The sequence below is a fragment of the Corynebacterium sp. EPI-003-04-2554_SCH2473622 genome, from assembly GCF_001665955.1.
Lineage (GTDB): Bacteria > Actinomycetota > Actinomycetes > Mycobacteriales > Mycobacteriaceae > Corynebacterium > Corynebacterium pseudodiphtheriticum.
This window is the reverse complement of the sequence record NZ_LZMN01000054.1, coordinates 92,659-117,543: the sequence shown is the minus strand read 5'-3', so window position 1 is coordinate 117,543 and position 24,885 is coordinate 92,659. Positions and strand designations below refer to the sequence as shown.

Annotated in this window: 24 protein-coding genes; 18 read left to right on the top strand and 6 right to left on the bottom strand. The window is 53.6% G+C overall.

Annotated elements, in window-relative coordinates; translation table 11 throughout:
• Nucleotide 1 precedes the first annotated feature (1 nt).
• Nucleotides 2-238, bottom strand: coding sequence for a 50S ribosomal protein L28 (gene rpmB / locus A5774_RS06695; RefSeq protein ID WP_018121215.1), 237 nt, complete (start codon nt 236-238; stop codon nt 2-4).
• Nucleotides 239-617: 379 nt separating this feature from the next.
• Here rpmB and A5774_RS06690 point away from each other — a divergent pair, with 379 nt between their 5' ends.
• The 4 genes from A5774_RS06690 (at nt 618) to A5774_RS06675 (ending at nt 3,370) form a co-directional block, all read left to right on the top strand.
• Nucleotides 618-881, top strand: coding sequence for a type B 50S ribosomal protein L31 (locus A5774_RS06690; RefSeq protein WP_023019772.1), 264 nt, complete (start codon nt 618-620; stop codon nt 879-881).
• 19 nt (nt 882-900) lie between these two features.
• Nucleotides 901-1,074, top strand: coding sequence for a 50S ribosomal protein L32 (rpmF, locus tag A5774_RS06685; protein ID WP_018121217.1), 174 nt, complete (start codon nt 901-903; stop codon nt 1,072-1,074).
• 275 nt (nt 1,075-1,349) lie between these two features.
• Nucleotides 1,350-2,723, top strand: coding sequence for a S1C family serine protease (locus A5774_RS06680; RefSeq protein WP_231892369.1), 1,374 nt, complete (start codon nt 1,350-1,352; stop codon nt 2,721-2,723).
• A gap of 53 nt (nt 2,724-2,776) precedes the next feature.
• Nucleotides 2,777-3,370: a molybdenum cofactor biosynthesis protein B gene (locus A5774_RS06675; protein WP_021352145.1), complete on the top strand. Its 594-nt coding sequence runs from the start codon at nt 2,777-2,779 to the stop codon at nt 3,368-3,370.
• Nucleotides 3,371-3,685: 315 nt separating this feature from the next.
• Here A5774_RS06675 and mscL read toward each other — a convergent pair whose 3' ends face one another.
• From mscL to A5774_RS06655, 3 genes are read right to left on the bottom strand one after another with little or no spacing between them, the layout of a single operon-like run.
• Nucleotides 3,686-4,144 carry a large conductance mechanosensitive channel protein MscL gene (gene mscL / locus A5774_RS06665; protein WP_023019768.1) on the bottom strand — a complete coding sequence of 153 codons (459 nt, stop codon included), beginning with the start codon at nt 4,142-4,144 and terminating at the stop codon, nt 3,686-3,688.
• 37 nt (nt 4,145-4,181) lie between these two features.
• The gene (locus A5774_RS06660) at nt 4,182-5,039 is read right to left on the bottom strand and encodes an SAF domain-containing protein (protein ID WP_064833938.1); all 858 of its coding nucleotides are present in this window, start codon (nt 5,037-5,039) and stop codon (nt 4,182-4,184) included.
• 52 nt (nt 5,040-5,091) lie between these two features.
• Nucleotides 5,092-5,754 (bottom strand): 5-formyltetrahydrofolate cyclo-ligase, encoded by a 663-nt coding sequence (locus tag A5774_RS06655; protein WP_064833936.1) that lies wholly within the window; start codon nt 5,752-5,754, stop codon nt 5,092-5,094.
• Between the two features lie 76 nt (nt 5,755-5,830).
• Between A5774_RS06655 and A5774_RS06650 the strand changes: the two genes are divergently transcribed.
• The 4 genes from A5774_RS06650 (at nt 5,831) to glpR (ending at nt 10,527) form a co-directional block, all read left to right on the top strand.
• Complete coding sequence (locus tag A5774_RS06650; RefSeq protein WP_064833934.1) at nt 5,831-6,802, top strand: UTP--glucose-1-phosphate uridylyltransferase; 972 nt, start codon at nt 5,831-5,833, stop codon at nt 6,800-6,802.
• A 37-nt stretch (nt 6,803-6,839) separates the two neighbouring features.
• Nucleotides 6,840-8,144: a gephyrin-like molybdotransferase Glp gene (gene glp, locus A5774_RS06645; protein WP_021352800.1), complete on the top strand. Its 1,305-nt coding sequence runs from the start codon at nt 6,840-6,842 to the stop codon at nt 8,142-8,144.
• A 67-nt stretch (nt 8,145-8,211) separates the two neighbouring features.
• Nucleotides 8,212-8,904 (top strand): GNAT family N-acetyltransferase, encoded by a 693-nt coding sequence (locus tag A5774_RS06640; RefSeq protein WP_031268119.1) that lies wholly within the window; start codon nt 8,212-8,214, stop codon nt 8,902-8,904.
• A 105-nt stretch (nt 8,905-9,009) separates the two neighbouring features.
• On the top strand, nt 9,010-10,527 hold the full coding sequence (glpR, locus tag A5774_RS06635; RefSeq protein ID WP_064833932.1) for a gephyrin-like molybdotransferase receptor GlpR: 1,518 nt from the start codon (nt 9,010-9,012) through the stop codon (nt 10,525-10,527).
• Nucleotides 10,528-10,530: 3 nt separating this feature from the next.
• Here glpR and A5774_RS06630 read toward each other — a convergent pair whose 3' ends face one another.
• Nucleotides 10,531-11,202 (bottom strand): DNA-3-methyladenine glycosylase I, encoded by a 672-nt coding sequence (locus A5774_RS06630; protein WP_082936136.1) that lies wholly within the window; start codon nt 11,200-11,202, stop codon nt 10,531-10,533.
• Between the two features lie 138 nt (nt 11,203-11,340).
• Between A5774_RS06630 and A5774_RS06625 the strand changes: the two genes are divergently transcribed.
• A complete protein-coding gene (locus tag A5774_RS06625; RefSeq protein ID WP_021352796.1) occupies nt 11,341-11,751 on the top strand; it encodes a DoxX family protein in 411 nt (136 codons plus the stop codon).
• Nucleotides 11,738-12,448 carry a zf-HC2 domain-containing protein gene (locus tag A5774_RS06620; RefSeq protein ID WP_064833928.1) on the top strand — a complete coding sequence of 237 codons (711 nt, stop codon included), beginning with the start codon at nt 11,738-11,740 and terminating at the stop codon, nt 12,446-12,448. Before A5774_RS06625 ends, A5774_RS06620 begins: the two co-directional genes overlap by 14 nt.
• Here A5774_RS06620 and A5774_RS06615 read toward each other — a convergent pair.
• Nucleotides 12,415-14,046, bottom strand: coding sequence for a dolichyl-phosphate-mannose--protein mannosyltransferase (locus tag A5774_RS06615; RefSeq protein WP_064833926.1), 1,632 nt, complete (start codon nt 14,044-14,046; stop codon nt 12,415-12,417). The genes A5774_RS06620 and A5774_RS06615 overlap by 34 nt on opposite strands.
• 153 nt (nt 14,047-14,199) lie before the next feature.
• On the opposite strand from A5774_RS06615, the gene rsmI reads away from it, so the two are divergent.
• The 8 genes from rsmI to A5774_RS06575 all read left to right on the top strand — a co-directional run bounded on the left by rsmI (nt 14,200) and on the right by A5774_RS06575 (nt 24,884).
• Complete coding sequence (rsmI, locus tag A5774_RS06610) at nt 14,200-15,099, top strand: 16S rRNA (cytidine(1402)-2'-O)-methyltransferase (RefSeq protein ID WP_064833924.1); 900 nt, start codon at nt 14,200-14,202, stop codon at nt 15,097-15,099.
• A gap of 189 nt (nt 15,100-15,288) precedes the next feature.
• Nucleotides 15,289-17,148 carry a BCCT family transporter gene (locus A5774_RS06605; RefSeq protein ID WP_156519565.1) on the top strand — a complete coding sequence of 620 codons (1,860 nt, stop codon included), beginning with the start codon at nt 15,289-15,291 and terminating at the stop codon, nt 17,146-17,148.
• A 131-nt stretch (nt 17,149-17,279) separates the two neighbouring features.
• A complete protein-coding gene (gene metG / locus A5774_RS06600) occupies nt 17,280-19,121 on the top strand; it encodes a methionine--tRNA ligase (protein ID WP_064833981.1) in 1,842 nt (613 codons plus the stop codon).
• A gap of 69 nt (nt 19,122-19,190) precedes the next feature.
• Nucleotides 19,191-20,525 carry an MFS transporter gene (locus tag A5774_RS06595; protein WP_082936135.1) on the top strand — a complete coding sequence of 445 codons (1,335 nt, stop codon included), beginning with the start codon at nt 19,191-19,193 and terminating at the stop codon, nt 20,523-20,525.
• 63 nt (nt 20,526-20,588) lie between these two features.
• A complete protein-coding gene (locus A5774_RS06590; RefSeq protein WP_021352788.1) occupies nt 20,589-21,428 on the top strand; it encodes a TatD family hydrolase in 840 nt (279 codons plus the stop codon).
• A gap of 276 nt (nt 21,429-21,704) precedes the next feature.
• The gene (locus A5774_RS06585) at nt 21,705-22,871 is read left to right on the top strand and encodes a resuscitation-promoting factor (RefSeq protein WP_064833922.1); all 1,167 of its coding nucleotides are present in this window, start codon (nt 21,705-21,707) and stop codon (nt 22,869-22,871) included.
• Nucleotides 22,872-22,890: 19 nt separating this feature from the next.
• Complete coding sequence (rsmA, locus tag A5774_RS06580; RefSeq protein ID WP_064833920.1) at nt 22,891-23,805, top strand: 16S rRNA (adenine(1518)-N(6)/adenine(1519)-N(6))-dimethyltransferase RsmA; 915 nt, start codon at nt 22,891-22,893, stop codon at nt 23,803-23,805.
• Between the two features lie 17 nt (nt 23,806-23,822).
• A complete protein-coding gene (locus A5774_RS06575) occupies nt 23,823-24,884 on the top strand; it encodes a 4-(cytidine 5'-diphospho)-2-C-methyl-D-erythritol kinase (RefSeq protein WP_027017658.1) in 1,062 nt (353 codons plus the stop codon).
• Nucleotide 24,885: the final 1 nt, after the last annotated feature.

The following is a 24,885-nucleotide window of genomic DNA, read 5'->3' as shown; positions in this document are numbered from 1 at the left end:
GTTATACCTTCTCTCCCCGGGCGCGAATCTTCGCGACTACAGACTCAATGCCATCGCGGTCGATGATCTTGATTCCTTTGGTGGACACGGTCAACGTGATGGTCCGGCCTTCAGAAGGCAGGAAGTAACGCCGACGCTGCACGTTGGGGTTCCAACGACGCGACGTGCGGCGGTGCGAGTGCGAGACTTGCTTGCCAAATTCTGGCTTGCGTCCCGTTACCTGGCAAATAGCCGACATGGGTAATCTTTCTCCTAGCCGCCCACATCGTGACTGATTGCGACAACACTGCATCTGGATCCTTGAAATGTGAGGGTGTGAGGGTAAGGATCCACGGTGCTGTATATGACCAGTTGACGGGGCGTTTGCGAACATTTCGACAACAGCACTCAAAAACGTTACACCCTGCAGGCGGAAAAGCCAAGTGTAGTGGATGGTTTTTTATAATTCGCTTGTGGCTGTAAGATGTTGAGAGTTGTCCGTAATCGAACCCAACCTGGGTGCGATCTTTGGTGTTTTGCACTGTGTGGCGTGATTGAACTCTGTCATGCGGTGGGAGCGTCGCCGTAAGCAGCGGCCCGAAGAACCGGCCCAGTTACAAACCTTAGGGAATCGACAGATGAAAAAAGATATTCACCCGGATTATCACCCAGTGGTATTCCAGGATGCCGGTACCGGCACTCAGTTCTTGACTCAGTCCACCGCAACCTCTGACCGCACCACGGAATACGAAGGTAAGGAATACCCACTAATCGTTGTGGATGTTACTTCTGAGTCACATCCGTTCTGGACTGGTGCACAGCGTGTCATGGACACCGCTGGTCGTGTGGAGCGTTTCCAAAACCGTTTCGGTGCTATGGCGCGCCGTCGCAAGAAAAACTAACAGAGGAGGGTAGAAGAAAATGGCAGTTCCTAAGTTTAAGAAGTCCCGTGCGAACACCCGCATGCGCCGTTCTCAGTGGAAGGCCGACAATGTCGCCCTTCAGGAAGTTAAGATTGACGGCCAGACCGTTCGTATCCCACGTCGTCTGGTTAAGGCCGCTCAGCTTGGTCTCGTAGACGTCGAAGAATTCTAAGCGTAGATTCAGTACAGAATTCTTTCGAAGTAGCCCGCAGCTTTCAGGCAGTACAAGTTCTTAGCTGTGGCTGATGCTTAACCCCAGGTTTCCCTTGCTCTCGCAGGGTAGACGCTGGGGTTTTCTCTATCTGTAGAACTCCTGTGAGTGCCCCTGGAGAAAGTTGCTACGCTGAATAGCAGGAAAAACGGCAGAAGCAAATTTTTATAAATCCTGCAGAGTTTCAAAATAGCCCGTACAGCGATAAGACAGTCAGAGTATTCATAATGAACTCCATGAACAAACACGGATCCTTCGGCCGGCACAGTGAGCCTGGCGCTAACCAATCATCTTCCCCGCAACACTCAGCTTCATCTCCGTATTCTTCATGGAATAAGTCGCATCAGCAGACCGATAATTTCTGGGGCTCAGGAGATGCCTCCGAACCTCACAGTGCCAATGAGGAAACGTTGCAATTCGACCGCCCAGGCGCGAATGCGCAACGACCCCCACAGTCTGCACAAACCGCACAAACTCAGGACCAGCATATTGCGCCGGTACATGCGCATGAAGCGGATCCCGTGCAAAAACCAAAGCGCACTATTGGACTCGTGCCTGCATTGGCTTTAATGTTGGTTGGCTCTATCAGCACTGGAGTCATCACGGGGGTTGTGACGTCGTCCAACTCGACGTCATCTAACCAACCAGCCACGTCGGTGTCTGAGAATTTGAGTCAACCGGTGTCGAACAACACCCAGCCTGCTGCCGAAGGATCCGTGGAACAGGTAGCAGACAAAGTTGTTCCCACTGTGGTTTCCATCCGCGTCGCTGATCAACGACAGGTTGCTGACGGCTCCGGATCTATTATTTCCTCGGACGGATACGTATTGACCAACCATCATGTTGTTGCGAATGGGCAGAATGGCCAGATTCAAGTCACAATGAGTGATGGGACTCGGCATGCCGCGGATTTCGTTGCTTCCGATGCAGCTACAGATATTGCTGTGATTAAAATTCGCGATGCTCATGATCTACCTACGATCGGGTTTGGTGACTCGGATGATATTCGCGTGGGGCAAGAAATTGTCGCTATTGGCTCGCCGTTGGGTCTTAGTTCGACAGTGACTTCGGGAATTGTCTCAGCAGTAGACCGCCCAGTGCGCGCTTCGCAGCAAGGAGGGGAGTCGTCGCTGATTGACGGAATTCAAACCGACGCTGCGATTAACCCGGGAAACTCTGGTGGTCCCTTGGTGGACATGAACGGCAACTTGATCGGCATGAATTCAATGATCGCTTCGCTTTCAGCCGGGAAGGACCAAGCCGGCTCCATTGGCCTAGGGTTCGCTATTCCATCTAATTTTGTAATGAGGGTTGCCCGGCAGCTCATTGAGACAGGCGAAGCGCGTCACCCACTGCTTGGTGTGCAGGTGGATGCGCGTAACCCGGTGAATGGCGCTTTGGTGCTTGGCGTGGAACCGGGCAGTCCGGCTGACCAGGCTGGGCTGCAGGTGGGAGATGTTGTCACCAGACTGAATGATCGACAGGTAGATGACTCTGACACCTTGATTGCAGCTACTCGTTCACATGAATTCGGAGAGACTGTCACACTGGAAGTAGTTTCGGAAGGCGCCGATAAACCGAAAGAGGTAGAGGTAACGCTGTCGAACTAGTAAGTTACTAGATAGCATTAGTCAGCACCCCTCTAAACAGCACTGGAGCTTGAATGTCAGAAGACACTGATCTGCGCGCCACCCGCAATGCCCGGCCGTCGTTGATGGATCTGGACGATCCCGACGCTGAGTTTTTCCTTGCCGCCGAGAAAGAAGGGGATCTTCCTGCTTATCGACGTGCACTGGTGGTCATCGTTTCTGACCGCGCCCCGGAGTCCTGGGATGATACCGGACGTTTGGTTACCGAGTTGTTGGCAGAAGATGATTTCACGGTTGACGGCATCGTCGTGGTTCGTAATGATCAGTCGGAAATCCGGCAAGCCATTGAAACAGCAGTGGTCGGCGGCGTCGATCTAGTAGTTTCGATCGGTGGTACTGGTGTAGGCGCGCGAGATTGCACACCGGAAGCTACCAGTAGCGTGGTCGATATGCGGGTTCCTGGCTTGGCTCAGGCTTTGCGATCTTCTGGTCAAGCCTGTGGTGCCGTGGACGCCTGTACCTCCCGTGGTATCTGTGGGATATCTGGATCTACAGTCGTGGTGAATCTGGCATCATCTAGGGCCGCGATCCGCGATGGCATGGCAACGCTGGGGCCACTGGTGCACCACCTGATCGATCAATTACAAAAACATTCGCTGGATTCTTAAGACCTTTGTCTATGCGCAGCTAGACAAACAGAATTTGTAGCGACTATTGGTTGAACGATGAGTCACGAAACGGCGGACTACAGTGCACAATGATTTAGAATCGAACAACCGCGGGAGGCGTCGGCGAACCAAACGGATTTCTGATGCCCCGAACTATGATCGAACCGCCGAGCGTGAATTAAAAAATGGGTATGGTTTAGGCGGGGCTGTGTATGAGCCTGAGTGCAATGCCACAGCGAAGCCAGCAGAGCAGGCTTTCGCGGGTACAGGTTTTGATGAGTCTTTTTGGCGGGAACAACGCCCGCCGCACAGCGCCTACTGATCTTTGCGGGTCTCTGATTCTGTTGCCTGCGAGTTTGTAGGGGTGTGATCCCGCAATAAATCACGAATTTCTGCTAGTAGTTCTTCGGTAGTTGCTGCTGGATCTTTGTCGTCGTTGTCGTCGTCGCTGCCAATGCCCAGGCTCCGCTTTCGAGCCTTTTCTAGCTTGTTAATTGGCATAATGATGAGGAAATAGACAATTGATGCAACGATGAAGAAATTGATGACAGCGGTGATGACGGCACCGAAGTCCAAAAAAGTCGCTTCGTTGTTCGGGTTCACATGGAAACCCAAACCAGAAACATCCGCGCTACCGAAAGAAGCGATCAGCGGGTTAATAATATGGTCCGAAACCGAAGTAACAATCGCGGTAAAGGCTGAGCCGATAATCACGGCAGTGGACAACTCAATGACGTTGCCGCGCATGATGAATTCTTTGAAACCTTGCAACATGAGTGCACACTTTAGCGCACACGATTAAGGGGGCCTATCAGTGAGCATCTCTTCCCGTGGCGCGTTCTCCAGTGAGAACTACCGTTAGTGGAGAAGCTAGAGAAGCTACTGCGACGCGTTGTGCTGCCGAGGCGGGTAGCGCCAGCATTACTGTAGCCCGGTTGCCTGCAGATGTGGCTTCCCGCGCTAGGATAACGCGTGCGCCTTCAGCAATGACAGTGTTGCTTCCGATTTGGCCGGGCCCGCCGGAATATGGCGAAATGCTGTTTCTAGCTTGGTCAATTCCAGGCTGGTCAATTCCAGCGTGGTCGACTGCATCGAGACCGGGACCGGTCTCGATGCCGCGTTCTGCATCCCGGTGATCTGCCCCGAATGACGTTTGGGAGTTTCCTGATGCGTCTTCCGTAATAACGCTGACTGTATCGCCATGATTAAGCAGCGGAATTATTTCTGGGTCAGCCAAAGATATCGGGACCATGTGCACGGATTCAAGGCCCGGCTCTCCCGACTTTTCACCAGTGATCTCGTCTGAGTTCTTTCCATGGACCAACGTCGCGGTGAGCTCTGAACTAATGAAACGTGCACTTGTTACTACCTCACCTGGTTGCGCGGCAGAAACCGCGACGGTTCCCAACACATCTTCGGTGGCGGTGAACGCGCCTTCAGGAGTATAAGATTCGGGGCGTTCTTGCAGTTTTATATCGTTAATGGTGATCATTTGTCCGGCTTCGAGCGCGCCGGTAAACACCACCACTTTTGGATCGTTGCTTCGAGAATGCAGGGCCAGTATCGCAGCAGCGCAAACCAGCAGCATCGCTAAGATCCGGCGCAGCAATACGGAACGCTGGTGGCCAGGGGTGCGAAGTTGATGAAATAAGCGGGAAAAGCTTGGCATACTGCATTAGACTGCCGCTGAACTATGACGGTTCCCGATGGAACCCTTCGGATCAAGAAATCGTGGTAATGCCGATTTCAGTGATTATCTTATTCACAGCACAATCGCGCTCATCGTGTGGCACAAACGGACGTACCTCTGTAGAAAAAACTACACCGACGAGTTCTGGCATTGCTTTTGAACTCGTCACCGCAGAAGAACTCGTATTGCTCGAACACGCTGTCCAGGCCTCGGCGATTGCGCGGTCATAGAAGCCAGCACCTTTTCCGAGCCGGTAGCCGGTATGGTCTATTGCTAAAGCAGGCAGAACTATGAGGTCAAGTGTTGGCAAACACTCTGTGCTGGAAATACCTTCGCCACGAGGTTCGGGGATAGGAAGCCTCGGATTGCGCACTGCGAGTGAATCCGGGCCATCGTATTGCGACCAGGATAGACGGAAACCTGGCTGGCAGATCGGAAGCCAAAGTTCATCTGTGTGAGATTCCAGAGCATTGAGTAAAGTTCCGGCTCCAGGTTCGTCGTCAAGCGGAACATATCCTGCGACTCGCAAAGGCTGCCCAGGGCATCGTATGGACTTGAGAAATTCCGCTACGTTGTGGCTCAATGCTGCATTTGACTTCCGCCAGGTGTCACGGTTGTGCGCAGCGAGCTGTCGTGCCTGCTGGTGTTTATTGCGTAACTCGGTTTTTGCAGTGGCAAGTGGAAAAGAGCTCATAATAACTAGAATAGTTCTACAATGATTACGGAAAGCCGTAGCCAATTGGGGCCGGTAAACAGGTAGTGTTTTGGGCATGTCTCAAGATGCTTCCGGATTCATCCAGGATTCACCGCACAAGAACTCAGCGATCATCAACACTGTTGTCGTTCCAGCAGCAGGGTTGGGCACACGGTTTTTGCCGACGACGAAGACTGTGCCGAAAGAACTCCTTCCGGTAGTTGATACCCCGGGTATCGAAATGATTGCAGAAGAAGCCGCAGCGTGTGGAGCACAACGTCTCGCAATAATCACCGCGCCTAATAAACAAGAAATCATGCGGCATTTTGATGCGTTCCCAGCGCTAGTTGAGACGCTGCAATCACGGGGTAAAGGCGACCAGGCCCATAAAGTCCAACGTGCCGGGGAACTTATTCAGCCTGTCGCTGTAGAACAGGAGGAACCCCTTGGACTAGGCCATGCGGTGGGATTGGCTTCTGAATTATTGGGTGAGCAGGAAGAAGCATTTGCGGTTATGCTTCCCGACGATCTCGTGCTGCCAATGGGAGTGATGGAAGAAATGGCACGGGTGCGAGCGCAGCTAGGTGGCTCGGTGTTGTGTGCCTTTGAAGTCGCTCCGGAAGAGACCGTGAATTACGGAGTATTTGACGTTGAAGCTGCTGACGACATCTCGGGGGTATCCGCAGAACGAGTACACAAGGTCAGAGGCATGGTGGAAAAACCAGATGCCGGGCAGGCACCATCGACGCTAGTTGCAGCTGGCCGGTATCTTCTGGACCGGGAGATTTTCTCCGCGTTGCGCCGCATCACCCCGGGTAAAGGTGGCGAATTGCAGTTGACCGATGCCATTGAACTGCTGATTCGAGAAGGCCATCCGGTGCACGTCGTCGTGCATCAGGGGACCCGCCATGATTTGGGAAATCCTGGTGGTTTTATCCCCGCGAACGTTGATTTTGGCTTGCGCAATGAGAAGTATGGCCCGACTCTGTATCGGAGCTTAAAGAAATTGTTAGCTGACTACGAACAAGAACAGGGGATTTCGGAATAATCCCGAAAGCCAGGAAGATCAGGAAGGTAGAGCAACTATGCGTTCGGTCGAAGAACAGCTTGCGCTGATTACTGATACGGCCATGACCCCGGAGCCGGTGCGCATAGCGATTACCGACGCTCTGGGCATGATGTGTGCCGAGGAAGTGCAAGCTAGCCAGCCACTTCCTGGTTTCCCACAAGCGGCGATTGATGGTTACGCGGTCCGTGCAGTTGATATTGGCGGGGAACGAGCGCTTCGTGCAGCTCCACCTCGTGGAGATACGGATTCTGTCGGTGATGCCCCTTTAGCACCTACGCCTCCTGCCGCGGAAAAATCATTGCCTGTGGTTGGGGAGGTCCCGGCTGGCTCGCGGCAGCCACTGCGTTTGCAGCCAAAACAGGTGGTGCGGGTGCACACAGGTGCGCCTTTGCCAACTCTTTCGGATGCTGTATTACCTCTGGAGTGGACAGACCGCGGCCGTAAACGTATGACGCCGTATCGGGCCGTGCGTTCCGGGGATTTTGTGCGGCGCGTTGGCGATGATATCCAGCCAGGCGATGTTGCGGTGTCTTCTGGCGCGATCTTGGGCCCGGCCCAGATTGGTTTGCTGGCTGCGGTGGGAAGGGAAAAAGTACTGGCTTATCCACGTCCGCGGGTGTCTGTTATCTCGTATGGACGGGAGCTGGTCGACGTTGATCGCGACCCTGGGTTGGGGCAAGTTTTTGATGTGAATTCGTATTCGCTCGCCGCGGCCGCGAAAGACGCTGGAGCCGATGTGCATCGCGTAGGAATCGCAGAAGGAGAGCCGCGGCGCATCAAAGAGATGCTGCAATCCCAAATCATGCGCAGCGAAATTATCGTGATTTCCGGCGCTGTTGGTGGTTCTGGTTCCCAGGTGATGCGCGAAGTACTCGAAGATCTCGGGGACATCGATACCAGCCGGGTTGCTATGCACCCAGGGTCTGTACAGGGATTCGGTTTGATCGGTGAACAACGGGTACCGGTCTTCCTATTGCCAGCGAACCCGGTTTCCTCCTTGGTAATTTTTGAAGTTTTTGTTCGGCCGCTCATCCGCTTGTCATTGGGCAAGGGGGCAGCGCACCGACGCTTGGTGCGGGCACGATCGATAAATCATTTGACCTCGCGTCCTGGCAGGCGGGGATATATTAGGGCTCGGTTAATGCGTGATGCACAAACCAGTGACTATTTGGTGGAAGGTTTGGGCGGAGCCACTGGCGCTCCCGCGCATTTGTTGGCTGGACTGTCACAAGCGAATGCAATGATTCGTATTCCCGAAGAAGTCGATGAAGTACGCCCTGGCGACGTCGTCGAAGTCATGTTCTTGACGCAGCGTGCATAAAAACTACGAGCCCTGCTGCATGGGGACGGCCATGCGAGATATTTTTGGCAGAACGAACTGAGTATTCATGCTGGATCCTTTCGGAATAGCTGCTAGCAGAACTAAGAAGCCAGCGCGAGGCACACCGCACCCTGTGCATCCTGGTTGGCCGGAATCTACTGCAGAAGTGCGGACGACGAGTGGACTTCGTGTTCGACTGCGTCCGCTGCGTCGTGGCGACGGTGCGGATTGGTGTGAGCAGCGGCTAGTTGATCAATCGTGGTTACAGCCGGTTGAACCGACGGCGATGCGAGGGTGGGAAGCCGCGCATACGAAAACTGCTTGGTTAGAGCACCTCCGTTGGCTGAATGTACAAGCCAGGCATGGGGAGCTCGTGCCATTTGTGATCGAGGTTGATGATGAGTTTGCGGGACAACTTACTTTAGGTGGAATCCAACACGGAACCGTGGCGAGCTGCTGGGTGGGGTATTGGGTGGCTTCTTTAATGATGGGTAATTCAGTGGCAACAGCTGCGTTAGCGCTCGGTATAGACCACGCATTCCAGCGCATTGGGGTGCATCGAATAACTGCCACGTATCTGCCGGATAATCCCGCTAGTAGGCAAGTATTGATGAACAATGGGTTCCGCGAGGAAGGCATTTTGCGCGGGTATCTACATATTGCGGGCTCGTGGCGTGATCACCAACAAGCTAGCTTGCTTGCCGACGATTACAGCACATCGGCGACTGCACGTTTGCGTGCGAGTGGAAAGTTGTTGTGAGTCTAGTCTTTTGCGGCGTGCCTGGCGGTTCAGTCACACACTTCCCATTAGTCTAAAACGATAACTAGCGCCTAGTTGCTTACTTCGGAAGGTGGCAATTTCCTCATGTCAACAACCCTGATCATTGCTTTGATCATCGTCGTCTGGCTCGTTGTGCTTGCGCCGTTGATCTTCCGTGGGCACAAGCCGATTCGTCATTCCGGAGAAGGCTTCAATGACACGCGCGTGGTCTTTTCGGGTGGCAAGGATGTGCTTAAAACCCCAATGCGACCGCGGATGGCCGGTGCACGTTCAGTCTCTGGTATTGATACTGAATCTGCTGCTGATTACGAACTGGTTGACGCTGAAGAATACGAGATCATAGACGAACCGTGGAATAAGCGCGCTTCCGCTGCCGAGACCCATGTTGGCGATAATGCTACCTCCAGCAATGAAACAGGCTTTGACAGCGTAGACGGCTCGGGACATTCGAACGCAAACGAAGCAGAAGTTATTGACGGCGAGCTGGTTGCTGACCAGGGCGAGTCCTTTTCCTCATCCGACGATGTTATTGATGGCGAACTCGTTGCTGATCAAGCGCATGGTTCTGCTAATGCCAAGGAACTGGGTGCAGAATTTGGTGTTGGTGAAAGAATTGACAATGAATCCGGTGCAGCTGCGGACGTTGCTTCTGAGTCTGCTGAAGAGGAAGCAGAACCTCAACCGCGCGTAATCATTTCGGAGCTGTCGCCGGATGAGATGTATAGCCACGATGAGACCTATACTTCACCGGTGGATCTGTTGTATCCCGGCGTTGTTGATGCCGATGCGATGATTACTAAGAGCGCAGTAGAAGAATCCGCAGAAACCACGGCCAGTGAATCCGAGTCAGCCGAAACGAATCCAGCCGAGATGAATCCAACTGAGGGTGCCGAAGCTGAAACTGATGATGCGGCTATGGCTGATGATGTTGTCTCCGGGGGATCGGATGCGGAGGAAGCATATTCGGTGGCATCTGCGCGTGCGGACCGGGAAGCAGAATTAACGCTGACTGAAGAAGAACTCGCTTTTGCTGCTCGTCGTTCACAGCGTGGTGGTTGGAATCCAGAGGCAGAACGCAAGTTGCAGGCACAACGTACGAAGCGTCGTCGTAATAATTTGGTGCTGTTGCTCGGGGCACTCGCGGTCCTGCTGGTCGTTGCAATTCCAACTGGTGGTTGGTTCTGGGCACTGCCAGCTGTTACTGGTTTGCTTACCCTGTTGTACTTGCTTGCATTGCGTGGACAAGTACAACAAGAGCAGGAGCTGCGTGCCCGCCGCATAAGGCAGTTGCGCCGTGCGCGAATGGGAGTGCGCAACCGAGAAGATGACGAACACCGTCTGGACGAGCACAGACCTTTCGTCAATCCGAACTTGCGTCGCCCAGGTGCTGTGGTGTTGGAAATTGATGATGAGAGCCCGGATTTCGATGAGTTACGAACTATCGATCATCAACAGCTCAACGATGATCGCGGCGATTATGCTTCGCGTACGTTGTACCGGCAACAGCAAGCCAGCCGTGTCCCTGCCTTGCGTAGTGTTGCCCGCGACGGGTCACTTAACGCTGGTCGCACTGTCCGCACCCGTGGGCGCCGGGTGGTATAAGCCTTAGGACTCGGCCACCTCAGCTTGGCCTCTTGTGGCGTTTACGGCCGGGTCCCCGGGTGCAATTTCATATCTTATGAGCCCGACGGCTTCGAGTAATGCGTACATCGATGTTGGCCCAACGAAGCTAAAGCCCTTCTTTTTTAACAGTTTTGCCAGTGCTGCTGATTCCTCGGATTTCGTCGGTACTTCATCTAAATGGCTATAGATGGTTATACGTGCATCTGTCTCCGTTTTGTTTCTTGCGTCTTGCGGAGCACAAGAGCGAATGAGTTCTTCCAGCCCACCCGGGTAATCCGCATCCGTACGTAAATTGACACAAGCCTGTGCATTGCTGATGACTGCACGAATTTTGCGCTCGTTGCGGATCATCCCAGGATGTTTGAGCACGCGTTGCACATCTGTTTCCTGAAAAACTGCTAGGTGATCGGGATCAAAATCTGCAAATACCTTGCGCAGGATTTCCCTGCGGCGCAAAATAAGTTCCCAAGATAAACCTGCTTGGAAACTTTCTAGACATAGCCGTTCAAAATAGGCTTGTTCATCATAGATTTCTCGGCCCCATTCAGTGTCATAATATTCTCGCAGTAAGTCGTTAGCACAGGCCCACGGTGGCCGGGTAATGCCATTACTGTCGATAAGCATGCCATTGCTCAGCGGGATTAGTTCATTCATAGCGTCTCCTTTGTTCATACAGAACAGTAAGCCACAGCGCTCCGGCTGGTTCCGGTTGTTAGTGTGTGTTACTGGTTATTTAGACTAGGGAAATGGCATGTTCGGTTCCCAGCGATGAGCCGGGGTAGTCTAGTGAGCATGCACAAGCCCGCCATCCGTGATGCCATGTTGTTTCTCGTACGCATCGTAGTTGGAGTTATCTGCATCATTCGCGGCCTGGATAAGCTATTTTTCCGGGGGATGGACGACACCGTCGGTGCCTATTCAGCTGTGGCAGTGCCTGCTCCAGCCATTACGGGGTGGACTGTGATGCTGCTGGAGATTTTCTTCGGTGCTGCGGTTGTAGTTGGAATTTTGACCACCTTTGCAGCGGGGGTGCTATTTGTCGTAACAGCCGCCCTCCAGTATTTTCTGGGCGGTCTTGATTTTTTGGGCGAGCAACCGAGTTATGAATCCTTCTTGATGTTTCTTACTCTATTACTTGTGATAGTTGTTTTCGGTGCCGGACGAGCCAGCGTGGATGGGGTGTTGAGTCGTGCCGAGTCATGATGAAATCCAAACTGCATTGTCCGCGCGCATCGATGGCGAGCCTGCCGGCATTACTGACGAAATTCTTGACGCACATGTTTCCGGGTGTGAGCAATGCCAGACTTTCCAAAATCGCGCGCTTGCGCTGACGAGGAGTATGCATCACGCCAATGAGCACAGCGGTGATGAATTAACCCCGCCGCGGCAATTGACTGAAGATATTTTGGCTGGTGTGGAACCAACCTGGCGTCGTTCGGCACGCAGGGCTGAGCTGAATACGATTCTTGCCCGGCTTACGCTACTTGTGTGTGGCGTTGGTTTCGGCATTTGGGCCGTTGTGCAAGTGATTGCTTCCGGGGGATTGATCCCGCAAACTTTAGACGTCCAGGGCGAGGCAGTTCTCGACCCGAGCGCGGATCCGCAGCTGGCAACCGCGCTGATGGAAGGCGCAGCTTTGCGTGCTGGGGTCTCGCTTGGTTTGCTTGCTGCTGCTTGGCGCCCTTATTGGGCATCCGGCTTAATGCCGGTCGTTGGTGCGATGGGAATGTTCTTTAGTGGTTTTATTGTTCGAGATCTGGTTCTCGGGGTAGCTACCAGTGAACAAATTTTGTTGATCGCCATGCTGCTTGTGAGCGCACTTGCTACCGCCTGGCTGTGGATACGCTACCGCTATGTGCAGCATCGTTATGTCCAGCTGGGTAACCACATCATTGAGTGATACCAGCTGTTTGAGACTGGTAAGCCGTACAAAATTGGCGAGAAATAGACAAACATCCCGACGACAGTGGCGAGGTACACGATAACGACGATGCTGCCCAGCCGTAGCTCGCGACCAGTGAGTCGGACAAGCAGACGCCAGCGCACGAATCTGCCCTGCTGCATGAGACGCCCGAGAATAATCGCATAAATGACAAGAAAAAATGGGATAAACGCGGCGGCGTAAAAGAAATACATTTGCCGGTCGTAAGCCGCTAGCCATGGCAAAAAACCAGCGGCAAAACCAACCAACGGCCAGGCTAAAGCGTGGTCTCGACGAATTATTAAGGCCCACAACGCCCACGCTAGGGCCGGCACAATTAACCACCAGATTGCCGGGGTGCCAAACAAAAACAGCATTTCTCGGCAGCCACCTTTGGCGCCGCCAAGCGGGCAATCTAATTCGGTGTTGGAGTAATACAGAATCGGGCGTACCCCAGCTAACCAGGACCAAGGTTTGGAATCCCAGGGGTGTTCGTGACCACCTGATGTTGTCAACGAAGCATGAAAATCTAACACCGATCGGTGGTAGTAGAACCAACTGGCGATTGAATCTGGTAAAGCCTGTAACGGCGAATCGTTGTCGATGGTGCCATCGACAGCTGCATGTCGGTAAACCGCGGTTTCGCTAGAAAACCATGCCCGCCAGCTCCAGAGATAGACCAGAATAGGCACTAACACTAATGAGGCGAGCGCTGCGGGAATATCACGCAGCCAGATTGCCGAATATGGTTGGCTGATACCATAACGCTTTCGGATAAGCAGGTCACCGAATACACAAAACAGACCGAAAAAGGCGATGTAATAAAGTCCGGACCATTTAATTGCTAGTGCGCCACCGAGCATGAGGCCAGCTCCAAAACGCCACCAGCGCACGCCGAGGCGTGGGCCAAATACTGACCCCCAAGCACTGGTGGTTGATTTGTCGGTGAGCGTTTTCCAAGCCTGGTGCATCCGCCGTCGCATGTCCCTATGATCACGCGCGAGCATCCAGGCGGCAGTAATAATGAAAAACACTTGGAAAATATCCAGCATGCCGAACTTTGAACTGACCAGAAGAACGCCGTCGAAAGTGGCTAATATTCCAGCTAGTGCGCCGATATTCCAGGTTTGGGTGAGCTCTCGCGCCAAGAGCATGGTCATGATTACGACTGCTGTTCCGAAGGCTGCTGCCATCGTGCGCCAGCCCATTGGGGAGTACCCGAAGACAAACTCAGAAAGCGCAATTATCTGTTTCGCCAGTGGAGGATGGACGACGAGCCCATAACCTGGGTTGGATTCGATTCCGCCGATAAGTAGGTGCTCCCAGCTACGCACAATGTCCCATGCCTGCGGCACGTAGTGCTTTTCATCGAAGATCGGTGTGCCGGAAGATACTGGATGTGGCAGCCCGAGAAAGCGTGTGATTGCGGCTAATGCGCCAATGAGAAGGAATGACCAACCGTCGCGGCGGTCGAACGGGATTCTTATTAGCTGGGGCGTAGAGTACGGGCGCACGCGGCGGGCGTGTGCCCGGCGTGTACGTGCCAGGGAAGCACTCGATTTTTCAGCAACGGCCATCACTTGGAATAGTTTAGGCGAGAATAAACAGCCGACGATACGACGACACCAAGAGCTCGGAGCGCAAAAGAAGAAAGTTCCTAGTTAGTTGCGGTGCTGGGTACGGGTTCCGGTGCTGAGTTCGGATAGCAGATATGCCATGCTGGAGTCGTGATGAACGATCAGCCAGAGCAGTTAAGCGCGCAGAACCACAATGCAAACCTGCAGCAGCAATTGCCGCATGGAATCATCGTGGCGGCCACCCCGTTGGGCAATCTTGCCGACGCCTCCCCCCGGCTGATTAGTGCACTGCAACAAGCAGAGCTCATTGCTGCTGAAGATACAAGAAGATTGCGAAACCTTGCGAATGCTCTAGGACTGGAATTGCGTGCAAAGGTGGTCTCGAATTTTGATCATAACGAGGCCGGGCGGGTGTCTGAGCTGCTGCGTGCAGCACGCAATTCGAGTGTGCTGGTAGTTAGCGACGCTGGTATGCCAGTGGTTTCGGATCCGGGGCATAATATTGTGGCAGCCGCGCATGAGGCAGGGGTGCCGGTGACAGCTATTCCTGGCCCGTCTGCGGTACCCACTGCTCTGGCGCTGTGTGGGCTGCAGGTGGGAAAGTTTATCTTTGATGGTTTTGCGCCGCGTAAAGACGGTGCCCGGCGTAGTTGGTTGGAGTCACTGCGTAATGAAAAGCGGGCTGTGTGTTTCTTTGAATCTCCACATCGTTTAGCTGATACCTTGCACATTGCTGCGGAGGTCTTGGGGGAGCAGCGTCGTGGAGCCGTGTGCCGTGAGCTGACCAAATTTTATGAAGAAGTGAAACGAGCCCCGCTCGGTGAGCTGGCAGCGTGGGCAGAAGACGGAGTCAAAGGGGAAATTACGGTCGTCATTGAGGGAGGCGAGCAGACTCACTTGACCGTGGAGGATGCGGTCGGCCGGGTCTCCGAACTTGTTGATGGCGGCATGCGTTTGAAAGCAGCGTGCAAGCAGGTTGGGGCCTGGACTGCGCATTCGAACCGGGAACTTTACGACGCATTCCTGCGCGCTCGAGCCAAAGAAGAGGATTAGTGGTGAAAAACACATCAACTGTGCTTATGTGGCATTTTGAGAATTGTGAGTGATATTAGCGAGATAATGCCAGTAAAAATGCGTTGCCTTGCTGACGAGTCACGTAGTTGATGTCTTTATTTGCTTAACAGCTGTTTTTCAGCTTATTTGAATTTGATTGCCGGGTGTTTTTCAACCACGCTGGTATCCATGAATAAACCTGACTCACACGACTCTAAAGGCACCGATGGTGCTGTGGGTGCTGACCGCGATAAAGTTGCGGATGGTCCACAACTAGAAACCAATGCCAATTTGGTCCGCGAGGATCTTGATGAGCTTTCGGCTACCAGGCAGATCGCCTACATGCTGGAACATGAAGACGATGTTGCGGTAAGCAGCGTGGAAGATTCAGTGGAGTTGGCTTCGGAAACCGAAGATAGCTCGATTGACTGGGCAGTGGTGGCCCCAGCCGGACTGCTGGTGTTGGCTACCGTCATTTGGGGCCTGGCGTTCACTGATTCTTTTACAGCCTTCGCCAGCACGGCTTTTGGTTGGATCATTGACAATTTTGGTTGGGCCTTCATGCTGTTCACCACCGTGTTCGTGGTGTTCGTGATCGCTATTGCTGCTTCGAAGTTTGGAGCTATTAAATTAGGTTCGATTAATGAAGAGCCTGAATTTAATACCATTTCGTGGATCGCAATGATGTTCGCCGCTGGTATGGGTATCGGCCTGATGTTCTTCGGTGCTGCGGAACCGACTTTCTTCTACAACGATGGCGTGCCGGGCATCGACAATGACCCGGTTGGCGGTGCCATGTCGCAGGCAATGTTCCACTGGACGCTACATCCGTGGGCAATTTACTCGATCGTAGGGCTGGCGATTGCTTACTCGACCTTCCGTGTAGGGCGCAAGCAGCTGCTATCTTCCGCATTCGTGCCGTTGATTGGTGAAAAAGCCGCTGCGGGCGGCGTCGGTCGTGTTATTGATATTTTGTCGATTTTTGCGACGGTTTTCGGTACCGCTTGTTCGTTGGGGCTTGGTGCGCTGCAGATCCAAGCAGGTTTGGCTGCTTCCGGGATTATCGATGATCCATCGATGTCTGTGGTAATCGGCATTGTTTTGGTGTTGACATTGGCCTTTATTCTGTCGGCGCTGTCAGGCGTCGGCAAGGGCATTCAGTACCTGTCGAACGCCAATTTGGTCATGGCAGCAATTCTGGCAATTTTTGTTTTTATCGTTGGGCCAACCGTTGTGCAGTTGAACTTGATTCCAGGGTCGTTGGGTTCCTACCTGCAAAACTTCCTGATGATGGCCGGACGCACCGCAGAAAACGGTGAAGCGGCCGCTGACTTTAGTTCTGCATGGACGATTTTCTACTGGGCATGGTGGGTGTCCTGGTCGCCGTTCGTTGGTATGTTCCTGGCTCGTATTTCCCGTGGTCGCTCCGTACGTGAATTCTGCGTCGGCGTGTTGCTGATTCCATCTGGTGTTTCCACTATTTGGTTTGCGATTTTCGGCGGCACCGCCATCGATATGGAACGCAACAATGAGGGTGTGGTTTATGGCGATGGCACGACGGAAAACATGCTCTTTAACATGTTTGATCATCTGCCGTTGGGTTCAATTGCCTCGATTGTCGCTATGGTTTTGCTGGCGACGTTCTTCATTACCTCGGCAGACTCCGCGTCAACCGTGATGGGCTCGATGTCGCAACGCGGACGCATGGTAGCTACCCCGTGGTTGTCGGCGACTTGGGGTGTTTTGACCGCTGCGGTTGGTTTGACCATGCTCATTGGTGGTGGCGAGGATGCTTTGGACTCGCTGCAGTCAGTAACCATCGTGGCCGCTTCGCCGTTCCTTCTGATCATCATTGGCTTGATGTTCAGCTTGGTGAAGGACCTACGTAATGACGTAATTTACGTCGAACAAAAGGAGCAGCAGGCCTTCGCGCGCAAGTTGGCTCGTGAACGTCGTTTGACTCGTGAAGCACACCACAAGGAAGAGCTGAAGAAACGTCGTTCTGAACGCCTGGAGAATTTGAAGCCAGAATCAATGCGTAAGAAATAACCAACAGCACTAGCGGTCGCAGCACCAGTCGTGGTGTTGCTCGCTGTATGGATGTGAATCAGCTGCGCATCCTGTGAGTTCTATGAACCCCGGTAACCACATGGTGCCGGGGTTCAATTATGCTTGAGGGTATGTCTGAAAATGTGCTTGTGAATGTTGCCTGGCCGTATGCCAACGGCCCCCGTCATATCGGACACGTCGCAGGATTTGGCGTACCTTCCGATGTATTCGCGCGCTTTCAGCGAATGCGTGGCAACAATGTCCTGATGGTCTCAGGCACTGATGAACACGGCACTCCGCTGTTGGTGCAAGCTGACAAAGAAGGCGTCTCTGTGCGTGAGTTGGCTGACCGTTATAACCGGCAGATTGTCGAAGACTTGCGTGGTCTGGGCCTGTCCTATGACTGGTTTACCCGTACAGTTACCCGTACTCACTATGCGACGGTGCAGGAACTATTTAAAGGCTTATATAACAATGGCTACATGGTGAAGGAAACCACCATGGGGGCGGTTTCGCCGTCGACGGGACGTACTTTGCCGGACCGCTATATTGAAGGAACCTGTCCGATTTGCAACGCCGATGGTGCTCGCGGCGATCAGTGTGATAACTGCGGTAACCAACTCGATCCCGCTGATTTGATTGATCCTGTTTCTAAGATCAACGGCGAAACCCCGGTTTTCCGTGAGACCGAGCACTTTTTGTTGGACCTTCCTGCGCTTGCCGACGCTTTGCGCGAGTGGCTGTCGGGACGGCAAGGCTGGCGTCCGAACGTTCTAAAATTCTCGCAGAACTTACTGGCAGATATGCGCCCACGTGCAATGACCCGCGATATTGACTGGGGTGTGCCAGTACCGATTGAGGGCTGGGAAAACAACAACGCGAAGAAGCTCTACGTGTGGTTTGATGCGGTGATCGGCTACTTGTCTGCTTCGCTTGAGTGGGCCCAGCGCACTGGTGACCCGGATGCATGGAAGCGATTCTGGCTGGATCCAGAAACGAAGTCCTATTATTTTCAGGGCAAAGACAACATCACCTTCCACTCTCAGATTTGGCCTGCGCAATTGCTTGGCTACGCCGGCAAAGGTGCGAAGGGCGGAGAACAGCACCGCTATGGTGAAATCAATCTGCCGACGGAAATTGTGTCCTCCGAGTTTTTGACCATGTCTGGGTCCAAGTTCTCCTCGTCTAAGGGCTTGGTCATTTACGTCAAAGACTTCTTGGAAGAATTTGGTCCAGATCCACTGCGGTATTTCATCGCGGTAGCGGGGCCAGAAAACAACGACGCTGATTTCACCTGGGACGAGTTCGTTCGGCGCATTAACAACGAATTGGCGAATGGCTGGGGTAACTTGGTCAATCGCACTGTCTCTATGGCGCACAAAAACTTCGGTGAGGTGCCAAAGCCTGGTGAATTAGCCGATAGCGACTGCCGCATCCTCGAGTTGGCGCGCAACGCGTTCGACGTTGTCGGCGAGGCGCTGGAGAAGTCCAAATTTAAAGCCGGTATCACGCATGCTATGCATGTAGTAGGTGAAGCCAATGCGTACATCGCCGAAAATGAGCCTTGGAAGCTGGCGAAGGATGATTCCCAGCGTGAGCGCTTGGCGACAGTTCTATGGACTGCCTTGCAGGTCGTCTCGGATTGTAACGTGTTGTTGACTCCGTATCTGCCACACTTGGCACAGCGTGTGCACGAAACCTTGGGCCGCGAGGATCTGTGGGCTGCACAGCCAGAAATTGTCGAAGTTGTTGATGATTATGACGTCGAATTGGTTGGCGTCGGAACGCCACAGAAAGGTCAGAAGTACCCCGCGATCACAGGTGATTATGCAGCACAGGCAGCAACCTGGGAACGTCTGGATATCACCCCGGGTACTACACTGGCGAAACCGAAGCCATTGATTACCAAGCTGGACCCGGAGCTAGCTGAAACTGGCCCAGAATGGGCACCGGTGACGGATTCGGAAGACTAATCCGAAGTGTGCTGTGCACGGCAAGATTCGTGCACCGCACGTTTTTTCTCTCGAGCATTGTGTTGGAAGGTGAGTCCGACGAGTGATAAGCAGTCGAAGCACACGAAACTAGTTACTGGTGGGGCAATTGCAGTCCCACTTGCTCTTGTCGCAGTAATCTCCGCTGCGGCGAACCTGCGCGCCGGTATTTCTTCACTGGGCGCAGTGTTGGAACAGGTAATGGCCAGTTTTCAGGCCTCGGCTTCCGTGGCTGGTGCGCTCACCGCCATGCCGGGTTTTGCTTTCGCCATCATGGGGTTGGCAGCTGTGCCTATTGCCCGACGCTTCGGGTTAAGCTTCACGCTTTTTGCCGGAATGGTGGCCATGCTCGTGGGCCTTGCTTTCCGGCCATTGATCGGTGCCTATGTACCGGGCGGTATGGTCACGTTCATTGTGCTCACCGCGTTGGTTGTTGGCGGGATCGCGCTGTTGAATGTGTTGTTACCGGCCTGGATTAAACAGCACGCGCCGCGTTGCTCTGTGTTGTTGATGTCGTGTTATTCCGGTTTCTTAGGTCTTTCGGGGGCGGTTGCACCACTGAGTGCCTTGTGGTTTTCCGGCGAGGATGCTTGGCGCCCAGCACTGGGAATCTGGGCGTTGCTCGCGGCAACACAGCTTGTGGTCTGGATTCTGGTATTAACCCGGGTTGGCGTGGATAAACCTCGCAAGCCACCGGTCGCAAAACCCACAAACTCCGGCACGGAACGTGCGACTACACCAGGTACGACGGGTACAGCAGCTGATTCGGCCCCAGCAGTTGTTGCGAATAAGATCGCGTCGACGTCGTTATGGCGTTCTCCCACAGCGGTGGCGATGATGGTGCTGTTTGGCCTGCAATCCTCAAACGCCTATGTGCAAATGGGGTGGCTGCCGCAGATGTATATCGACCAAGGTGTCTCTCCGGGCAGGGCAGCCGTAGGGCTTGCCGTGTTGGGAACCGTCAACGTCATCGGTGGTGTGAGCATGCCGTTTTTGGTGGCCCGCATTCGTGATCTGCGCCCGGTAATTGTGGTTTTTGGCGTACTGACGACCGTTGGTTACCTCGGGGTCATGTTTGCTGGTGCCGCGGCGCCGGAGGCGTGGGCAATCGTGCTGGGCCTGGGTGGTATGTGCTTCCCGACGATTCTTGCGCTGCTTGCGGCACGGACGCGTACCCCGGAGGTGACCGCGCGTTTGTCTGGTTTCGTGCAGCCGTATGGTTATTTGCTTGCAGGAGTCCTTCCGCTGTTGATCGGTTTTGCGTACCAGGCCACCGGAGACTGGGTGTTGATCTTGGCGGTGATGGCATTGACCGGTGTGGGGATGTCTGCGCTGGGGTATCGCGCGGGTAAGAAAGTGCTTATCGACGACGAGCTCGCGCGTTAGTACGTGACGGGCTTGCGAATTAGCAGGTGCTTACTACAACGGTGCCTATTAAACTGGGGCGTTATGTCGAAGAAGAAATCACGCCCACAGCCATTTCCTGCCCCGGAAATTACCGGAATAGTTGATGCGCACACGCACCTTACGTCCTGCCGTGGAAGTAGTCTTGAGGAGTTTCTTGAGCGCGCTATTGCCGGCGGCGTCGGTGAAATCTGCACCGTGGGGGATGATTTAGCTGAAGCCGAGCAAGCATTGCGCGCAGCAAGGCAACACCCCAATCTACACGCTGCGTGTGCGATTCATCCGACTAAGGCAGAGCAGCTGAACGACGAAGCCAAAACTCGACTCTCCGAGATGGCGCGTGATGAAAACTGTGTTGCTATTGGTGAGACCGGCCTCGATTCTTATTGGATCAAGCACGCTCCAGAGTCGACTGCCACTCTGGAACAACAAGAAGCATCCTTACGTTGGCATACACAGCTCGCGCGCGCAGTAGGCAAGACGTTGATGATTCATAATCGGGAAGCAGATGCCGATTTACTGCGAATTCTTGATGATGAGCCTGCGCCGCCACAGGTTATGCTGCACTGTTTTTCTTCACCAGTATCGATGGCGCGCGAAGCTATTGAGCGTGGCTGGATATTGAGCTTTGCTGGAAACGTGACATTTAAACGAAACGATGAGCTGCGGCGTGCAGCTTCCTTGGTGCCGCGGGGGCAGTTGTTGATTGAAACGGATGCTCCATTTATGACCCCGGAGCCGTTTCGTGGAGCGCCAAACGAGCCGTCGTTGGTTGGGCATACTGCACTGTGCGTGGCACAGCAGCGTGGTCAAAGTGCTGAAGAACTCGCTGCCGAGGTGCGTGCTACCTATCATCGCGTATACGGGCTGGATGAAAGCCACTAACGTCACGTCGCTCATACGGTACAGGTGTGACAAATTGCATAGTTTCTGTTCTTCCAGGTTGACTGGGTTGGTAGTGGCCTTGGAGAAAGTTGTGTGATTTGTGAATTTTGTGACAGCTGGGTTTTGAGCGCGTTTCGCCACGCGTCGTCGCGTTACCGTATTGTTATCATCGTTGCAGAATGAGTTGGCCTCATTGTGGGTTGCTGGCATTCAATGTGCAGTAGGTGCAGTGGTTGCTCCTGTTCAGTACGCAGTTCGAGAGTCTTAAGGAAGTTCATGTCGACCAAAAAGCAGATCCAGCGGATTAACTCCAATGCATCTACCCCTTTACGCGTTGCTACTGGGGGTGTCGTTGGTGCTCTGCTGGTCGGTGGTGTCGTTGGACTGGATGCGCAAAAAGATATTGTGGTTGATGCCAATGGGGAAAAAATCGAACTTTCCACATTTGCCGGTGATGTAGAAGCTGCGCTTGCCGACGCTAACGTGGAGCTGAGTGCGCATGATGTAATTTCCCCGGCGCTTTCGGAGGGCGTGCATGAAGGCGACACCATCACGGTGCGCACCACAAAGCCAGTGGCTGTCACCATCGACGGGGCAAATAAAGAACTGACTACTACCGCTAGCACCATCGGTGAGCTGCGTAGCGAAATTGATGGTTTACATCGGAATGCCAAATTGTTGGCTAATGGTAAAGAAGTCTCTGGTGATGACGAACTCACCACTGGAATGAAGTTGGAGGCTGTGGAGCCGAAAATTATCTCGATCACCGATGGCGGGAAAACCGTCTACACCCAGCAAGCAGTGCGTACCGTGGGTGAATTGCTGGATATTCGCGATATTCACCTAGGTGAGTTTGATCGACTGCACCTGCCGGAAGATACTGCGTTAACTACGGGCATGGATATTGCCATTGATCGCGTTCACTTCGAAGATGAACTCATCAATGAGCCGATTGAACCTGAGGTTATCTATCGCGACGATGCAAACTTGCCGGAAGATGATGAGCACGTGATTGAAGCCGGGACAATGGGTAACCGGGAAGTTAACCTGCGGAAGAAATTCGTCAACGGGCATGAAGAGTCTGTCGAACGCGTTGATGAGCGTGAGGTCGCGCCTGCGCAAAAGCGAGTAATTGCTCGTGGCACAAAGCCAGCATCACCTGCGGCTTCTGCGCCTGCTGCACCTGCCGTGGCAGGCGGTTCGGTGTGGGATGAACTTGCTGCATGTGAATCCAACGGTAACTGGTCCATTAATACTGGTAACGGCTACCACGGTGGCTTGCAGTTCAACGCTGGTACCTGGGCTGCTTATGGCGGAACGGCATATGCACCAACCGCCGATCTTGCTACGCGCGAGCAGCAGATTGAGATTGCGAAAAAGACTCAGGCAGCCCAAGGCTGGGGTGCATGGCCTGCATGTACTGCCAAGATGGGCTTGCGCTAATAACTGCTAAACTACCTGCATGGAACACGATTTGGTTGGTGCTGAAACCTCGCGCACGGTAGATCTTTTGGGTCCGGTAGAAATCCGGACTCTTGCTGAGGATATTGGCATCACCCCGACGAAAAAGCTGGGGCAGAATTTTGTCCATGACGCCAATACAGTGCGTCGCATCGTTGATACTGCCGGGGTGCGTGCAGACGATCACGTGCTGGAAGTTGGCCCTGGCTTGGGGTCGTTGACGCTAGGTTTGTTGGAAGCGGGACGGCATGTCACAGCCATTGAGATTGACGAAAAGCTAGCTGCGAAATTGCCGGAAACGGTGGCTGCTCGCGCTGGCCATCGTAAGCAAAACTTTTCTTTAATTACAGCTGATGCGCTGCGCATACGTCCAGATCAAGTAAACTCCGCATCCCCTGAATCGATCCCGTCTCCCACAGCTTTGGTTGCTAATTTGCCGTATAACGTCGCGGTACCAGTGCTGTTGCACTTATTGGCGCAATTTCCCAGCATTAACCGCGTCTTGGTGATGGTGCAAGCAGAAGTTGCGGATCGGCTGGCTGCACAACCCGGAAACAAAATTTATGGTGTTCCCAGCGTCAAAGCTGGTTTCTATGGCACTGTGACTCGGGCCGGAACTATCGCTGAACATGTTTTTTGGCCAGCCCCAACAATCAAATCAGGTTTGGTACGGATCGAGCGTTTCTCGGAAGATGCTTGCCCATGGCCAATAACGCAAGACACTCGAGAGGCTGTTTTCCCACTCGTGGATGCAGCTTTTGCACAACGCCGCAAGACTTTACGTGCTGCTTTGTCTAAATATTACGGTTCGGCGGTTGAGGCTGAACAGGCGCTAAGAGCAGCAGGCATTGATCCTGGTTTACGGGGTGAGAAACTAAGCGTGGCTGATTTCGTCCGGCTCGGTTTAGCCGAATAAAAACAAGATAGATTCTCATGACAGACGATTATTTATTTCGCTCGTCCCCTCGTAGTTCGTACGCAGCAAAGGCGTTTGCCAAGGTGAATTTGCATTTGGCGGTCGGCCCTGCCCGCGCCGATGGCTTCCATGATCTGGTGACTATTTTTCAATCACTGGATCTCGCCGATACCGTGCGGGTTAGCCTGGCTAATGATCAGATTGAGCAGGACGAATCTTCCGGGCACGGACCGGTGCGCGCATTGACTGTGACTGGACAAGATAGTAATTCGGTCCCCAGCGATGCTACGAATCTCGCCTGGCAAGCTGTTGACGCCGTTGCTGTTGCTTTGCAAGCAGAACACGCTGGAAAGCTGGAGCTTCCACCGGTGACGGTGCTAATTGAAAAGAACATTCCGGTCGCTGGAGGCATGGCGGGTGGTTCCGCTGATGCTGCAGCCGCGTTGCGTGCTGCTAACTCCTTGTTTGCGGAGCAAGCAAATATCGAGCTGCTGGATGAGTCCGTATTGCATAATATTGCTGCGCAGCTAGGGTCTGACGTCCCATTTTGCTTGCACGGCTACACCGCACTGGGGCAAGGCCGGGGAGAAAAGCTGCATGCTGTGCCCACAACTGGTACGTATCACTGGGCATTGGTGGCCAATGAGCGAGGCTTGTCGACGCCACAGGTATTTGCAGAATTCGATCAGTTGTATCAGGGCAGCCCGCAGCCAGATGCTGGCGGCGGTGAGAAGAAAGGAACACCGGCGGTTCCGCACGATCCGAGCCTAAGTGAGACCACAGCATTAACGGCTGCCGCCCAATCCGGGGATGTGCAACAACTCGCTGGCTTATTACGGAATGACTTGCAGGCGGCTGCATTGCGGCTGCGTCCGGATTTATCCCGCATCCTCGATGCGGGAAGCCACGCTGGGGCACTCGCAGGGATAGTGTCCGGTTCTGGGCCCACCTGTGCATTTTTGTGTGCCGATGAGCAGACTGCACACTATGTTGCAACAGAAGTGGAAAAGAAAATAGCCGGTACCCGGGGCATTACTGCCATGAGTCCGGCTGGGGGTGCTGAGCTAATAGAATGTTAAG

What these genes read in the sequence shown, in the direction of transcription:
- rpmB (WP_018121215.1), bottom strand. Translation starts at nt 238, where the DNA reads ATGTCGGCTATTTGCCAGGTAACGGGACGCAAGCCAGAATTTGGCAAG.
- A5774_RS06690 (WP_023019772.1), top strand. Translation starts at nt 618, where the DNA reads ATGAAAAAAGATATTCACCCGGATTATCACCCAGTGGTATTCCAGGAT.
- rpmF (WP_018121217.1), top strand. Translation starts at nt 901, where the DNA reads ATGGCAGTTCCTAAGTTTAAGAAGTCCCGTGCGAACACCCGCATGCGC.
- A5774_RS06680 (WP_231892369.1), top strand. Translation starts at nt 1,350, where the DNA reads ATGAACAAACACGGATCCTTCGGCCGGCACAGTGAGCCTGGCGCTAAC.
- A5774_RS06675 (WP_021352145.1), top strand. Translation starts at nt 2,777, where the DNA reads ATGTCAGAAGACACTGATCTGCGCGCCACCCGCAATGCCCGGCCGTCG.
- mscL (WP_023019768.1), bottom strand. Translation starts at nt 4,144, where the DNA reads ATGTTGCAAGGTTTCAAAGAATTCATCATGCGCGGCAACGTCATTGAG.
- A5774_RS06660 (WP_064833938.1), bottom strand. Translation starts at nt 5,039, where the DNA reads ATGCCAAGCTTTTCCCGCTTATTTCATCAACTTCGCACCCCTGGCCAC.
- A5774_RS06655 (WP_064833936.1), bottom strand. Translation starts at nt 5,754, where the DNA reads ATGAGCTCTTTTCCACTTGCCACTGCAAAAACCGAGTTACGCAATAAA.
- A5774_RS06650 (WP_064833934.1), top strand. Translation starts at nt 5,831, where the DNA reads ATGTCTCAAGATGCTTCCGGATTCATCCAGGATTCACCGCACAAGAAC.
- glp (WP_021352800.1), top strand. Translation starts at nt 6,840, where the DNA reads ATGCGTTCGGTCGAAGAACAGCTTGCGCTGATTACTGATACGGCCATG.
- A5774_RS06640 (WP_031268119.1), top strand. Translation starts at nt 8,212, where the DNA reads ATGCTGGATCCTTTCGGAATAGCTGCTAGCAGAACTAAGAAGCCAGCG.
- glpR (WP_064833932.1), top strand. Translation starts at nt 9,010, where the DNA reads ATGTCAACAACCCTGATCATTGCTTTGATCATCGTCGTCTGGCTCGTT.
- A5774_RS06630 (WP_082936136.1), bottom strand. Translation starts at nt 11,202, where the DNA reads ATGAATGAACTAATCCCGCTGAGCAATGGCATGCTTATCGACAGTAAT.
- A5774_RS06625 (WP_021352796.1), top strand. Translation starts at nt 11,341, where the DNA reads ATGCACAAGCCCGCCATCCGTGATGCCATGTTGTTTCTCGTACGCATC.
- A5774_RS06615 (WP_064833926.1), bottom strand. Translation starts at nt 14,046, where the DNA reads ATGGCCGTTGCTGAAAAATCGAGTGCTTCCCTGGCACGTACACGCCGG.
- rsmI (WP_064833924.1), top strand. Translation starts at nt 14,200, where the DNA reads ATGAACGATCAGCCAGAGCAGTTAAGCGCGCAGAACCACAATGCAAAC.
- A5774_RS06605 (WP_156519565.1), top strand. Translation starts at nt 15,289, where the DNA reads ATGAATAAACCTGACTCACACGACTCTAAAGGCACCGATGGTGCTGTG.
- metG (WP_064833981.1), top strand. Translation starts at nt 17,280, where the DNA reads ATGTCTGAAAATGTGCTTGTGAATGTTGCCTGGCCGTATGCCAACGGC.
- A5774_RS06590 (WP_021352788.1), top strand. Translation starts at nt 20,589, where the DNA reads ATGTCGAAGAAGAAATCACGCCCACAGCCATTTCCTGCCCCGGAAATT.
- A5774_RS06585 (WP_064833922.1), top strand. Translation starts at nt 21,705, where the DNA reads ATGTCGACCAAAAAGCAGATCCAGCGGATTAACTCCAATGCATCTACC.
- rsmA (WP_064833920.1), top strand. Translation starts at nt 22,891, where the DNA reads ATGGAACACGATTTGGTTGGTGCTGAAACCTCGCGCACGGTAGATCTT.
- A5774_RS06575 (WP_027017658.1), top strand. Translation starts at nt 23,823, where the DNA reads ATGACAGACGATTATTTATTTCGCTCGTCCCCTCGTAGTTCGTACGCA.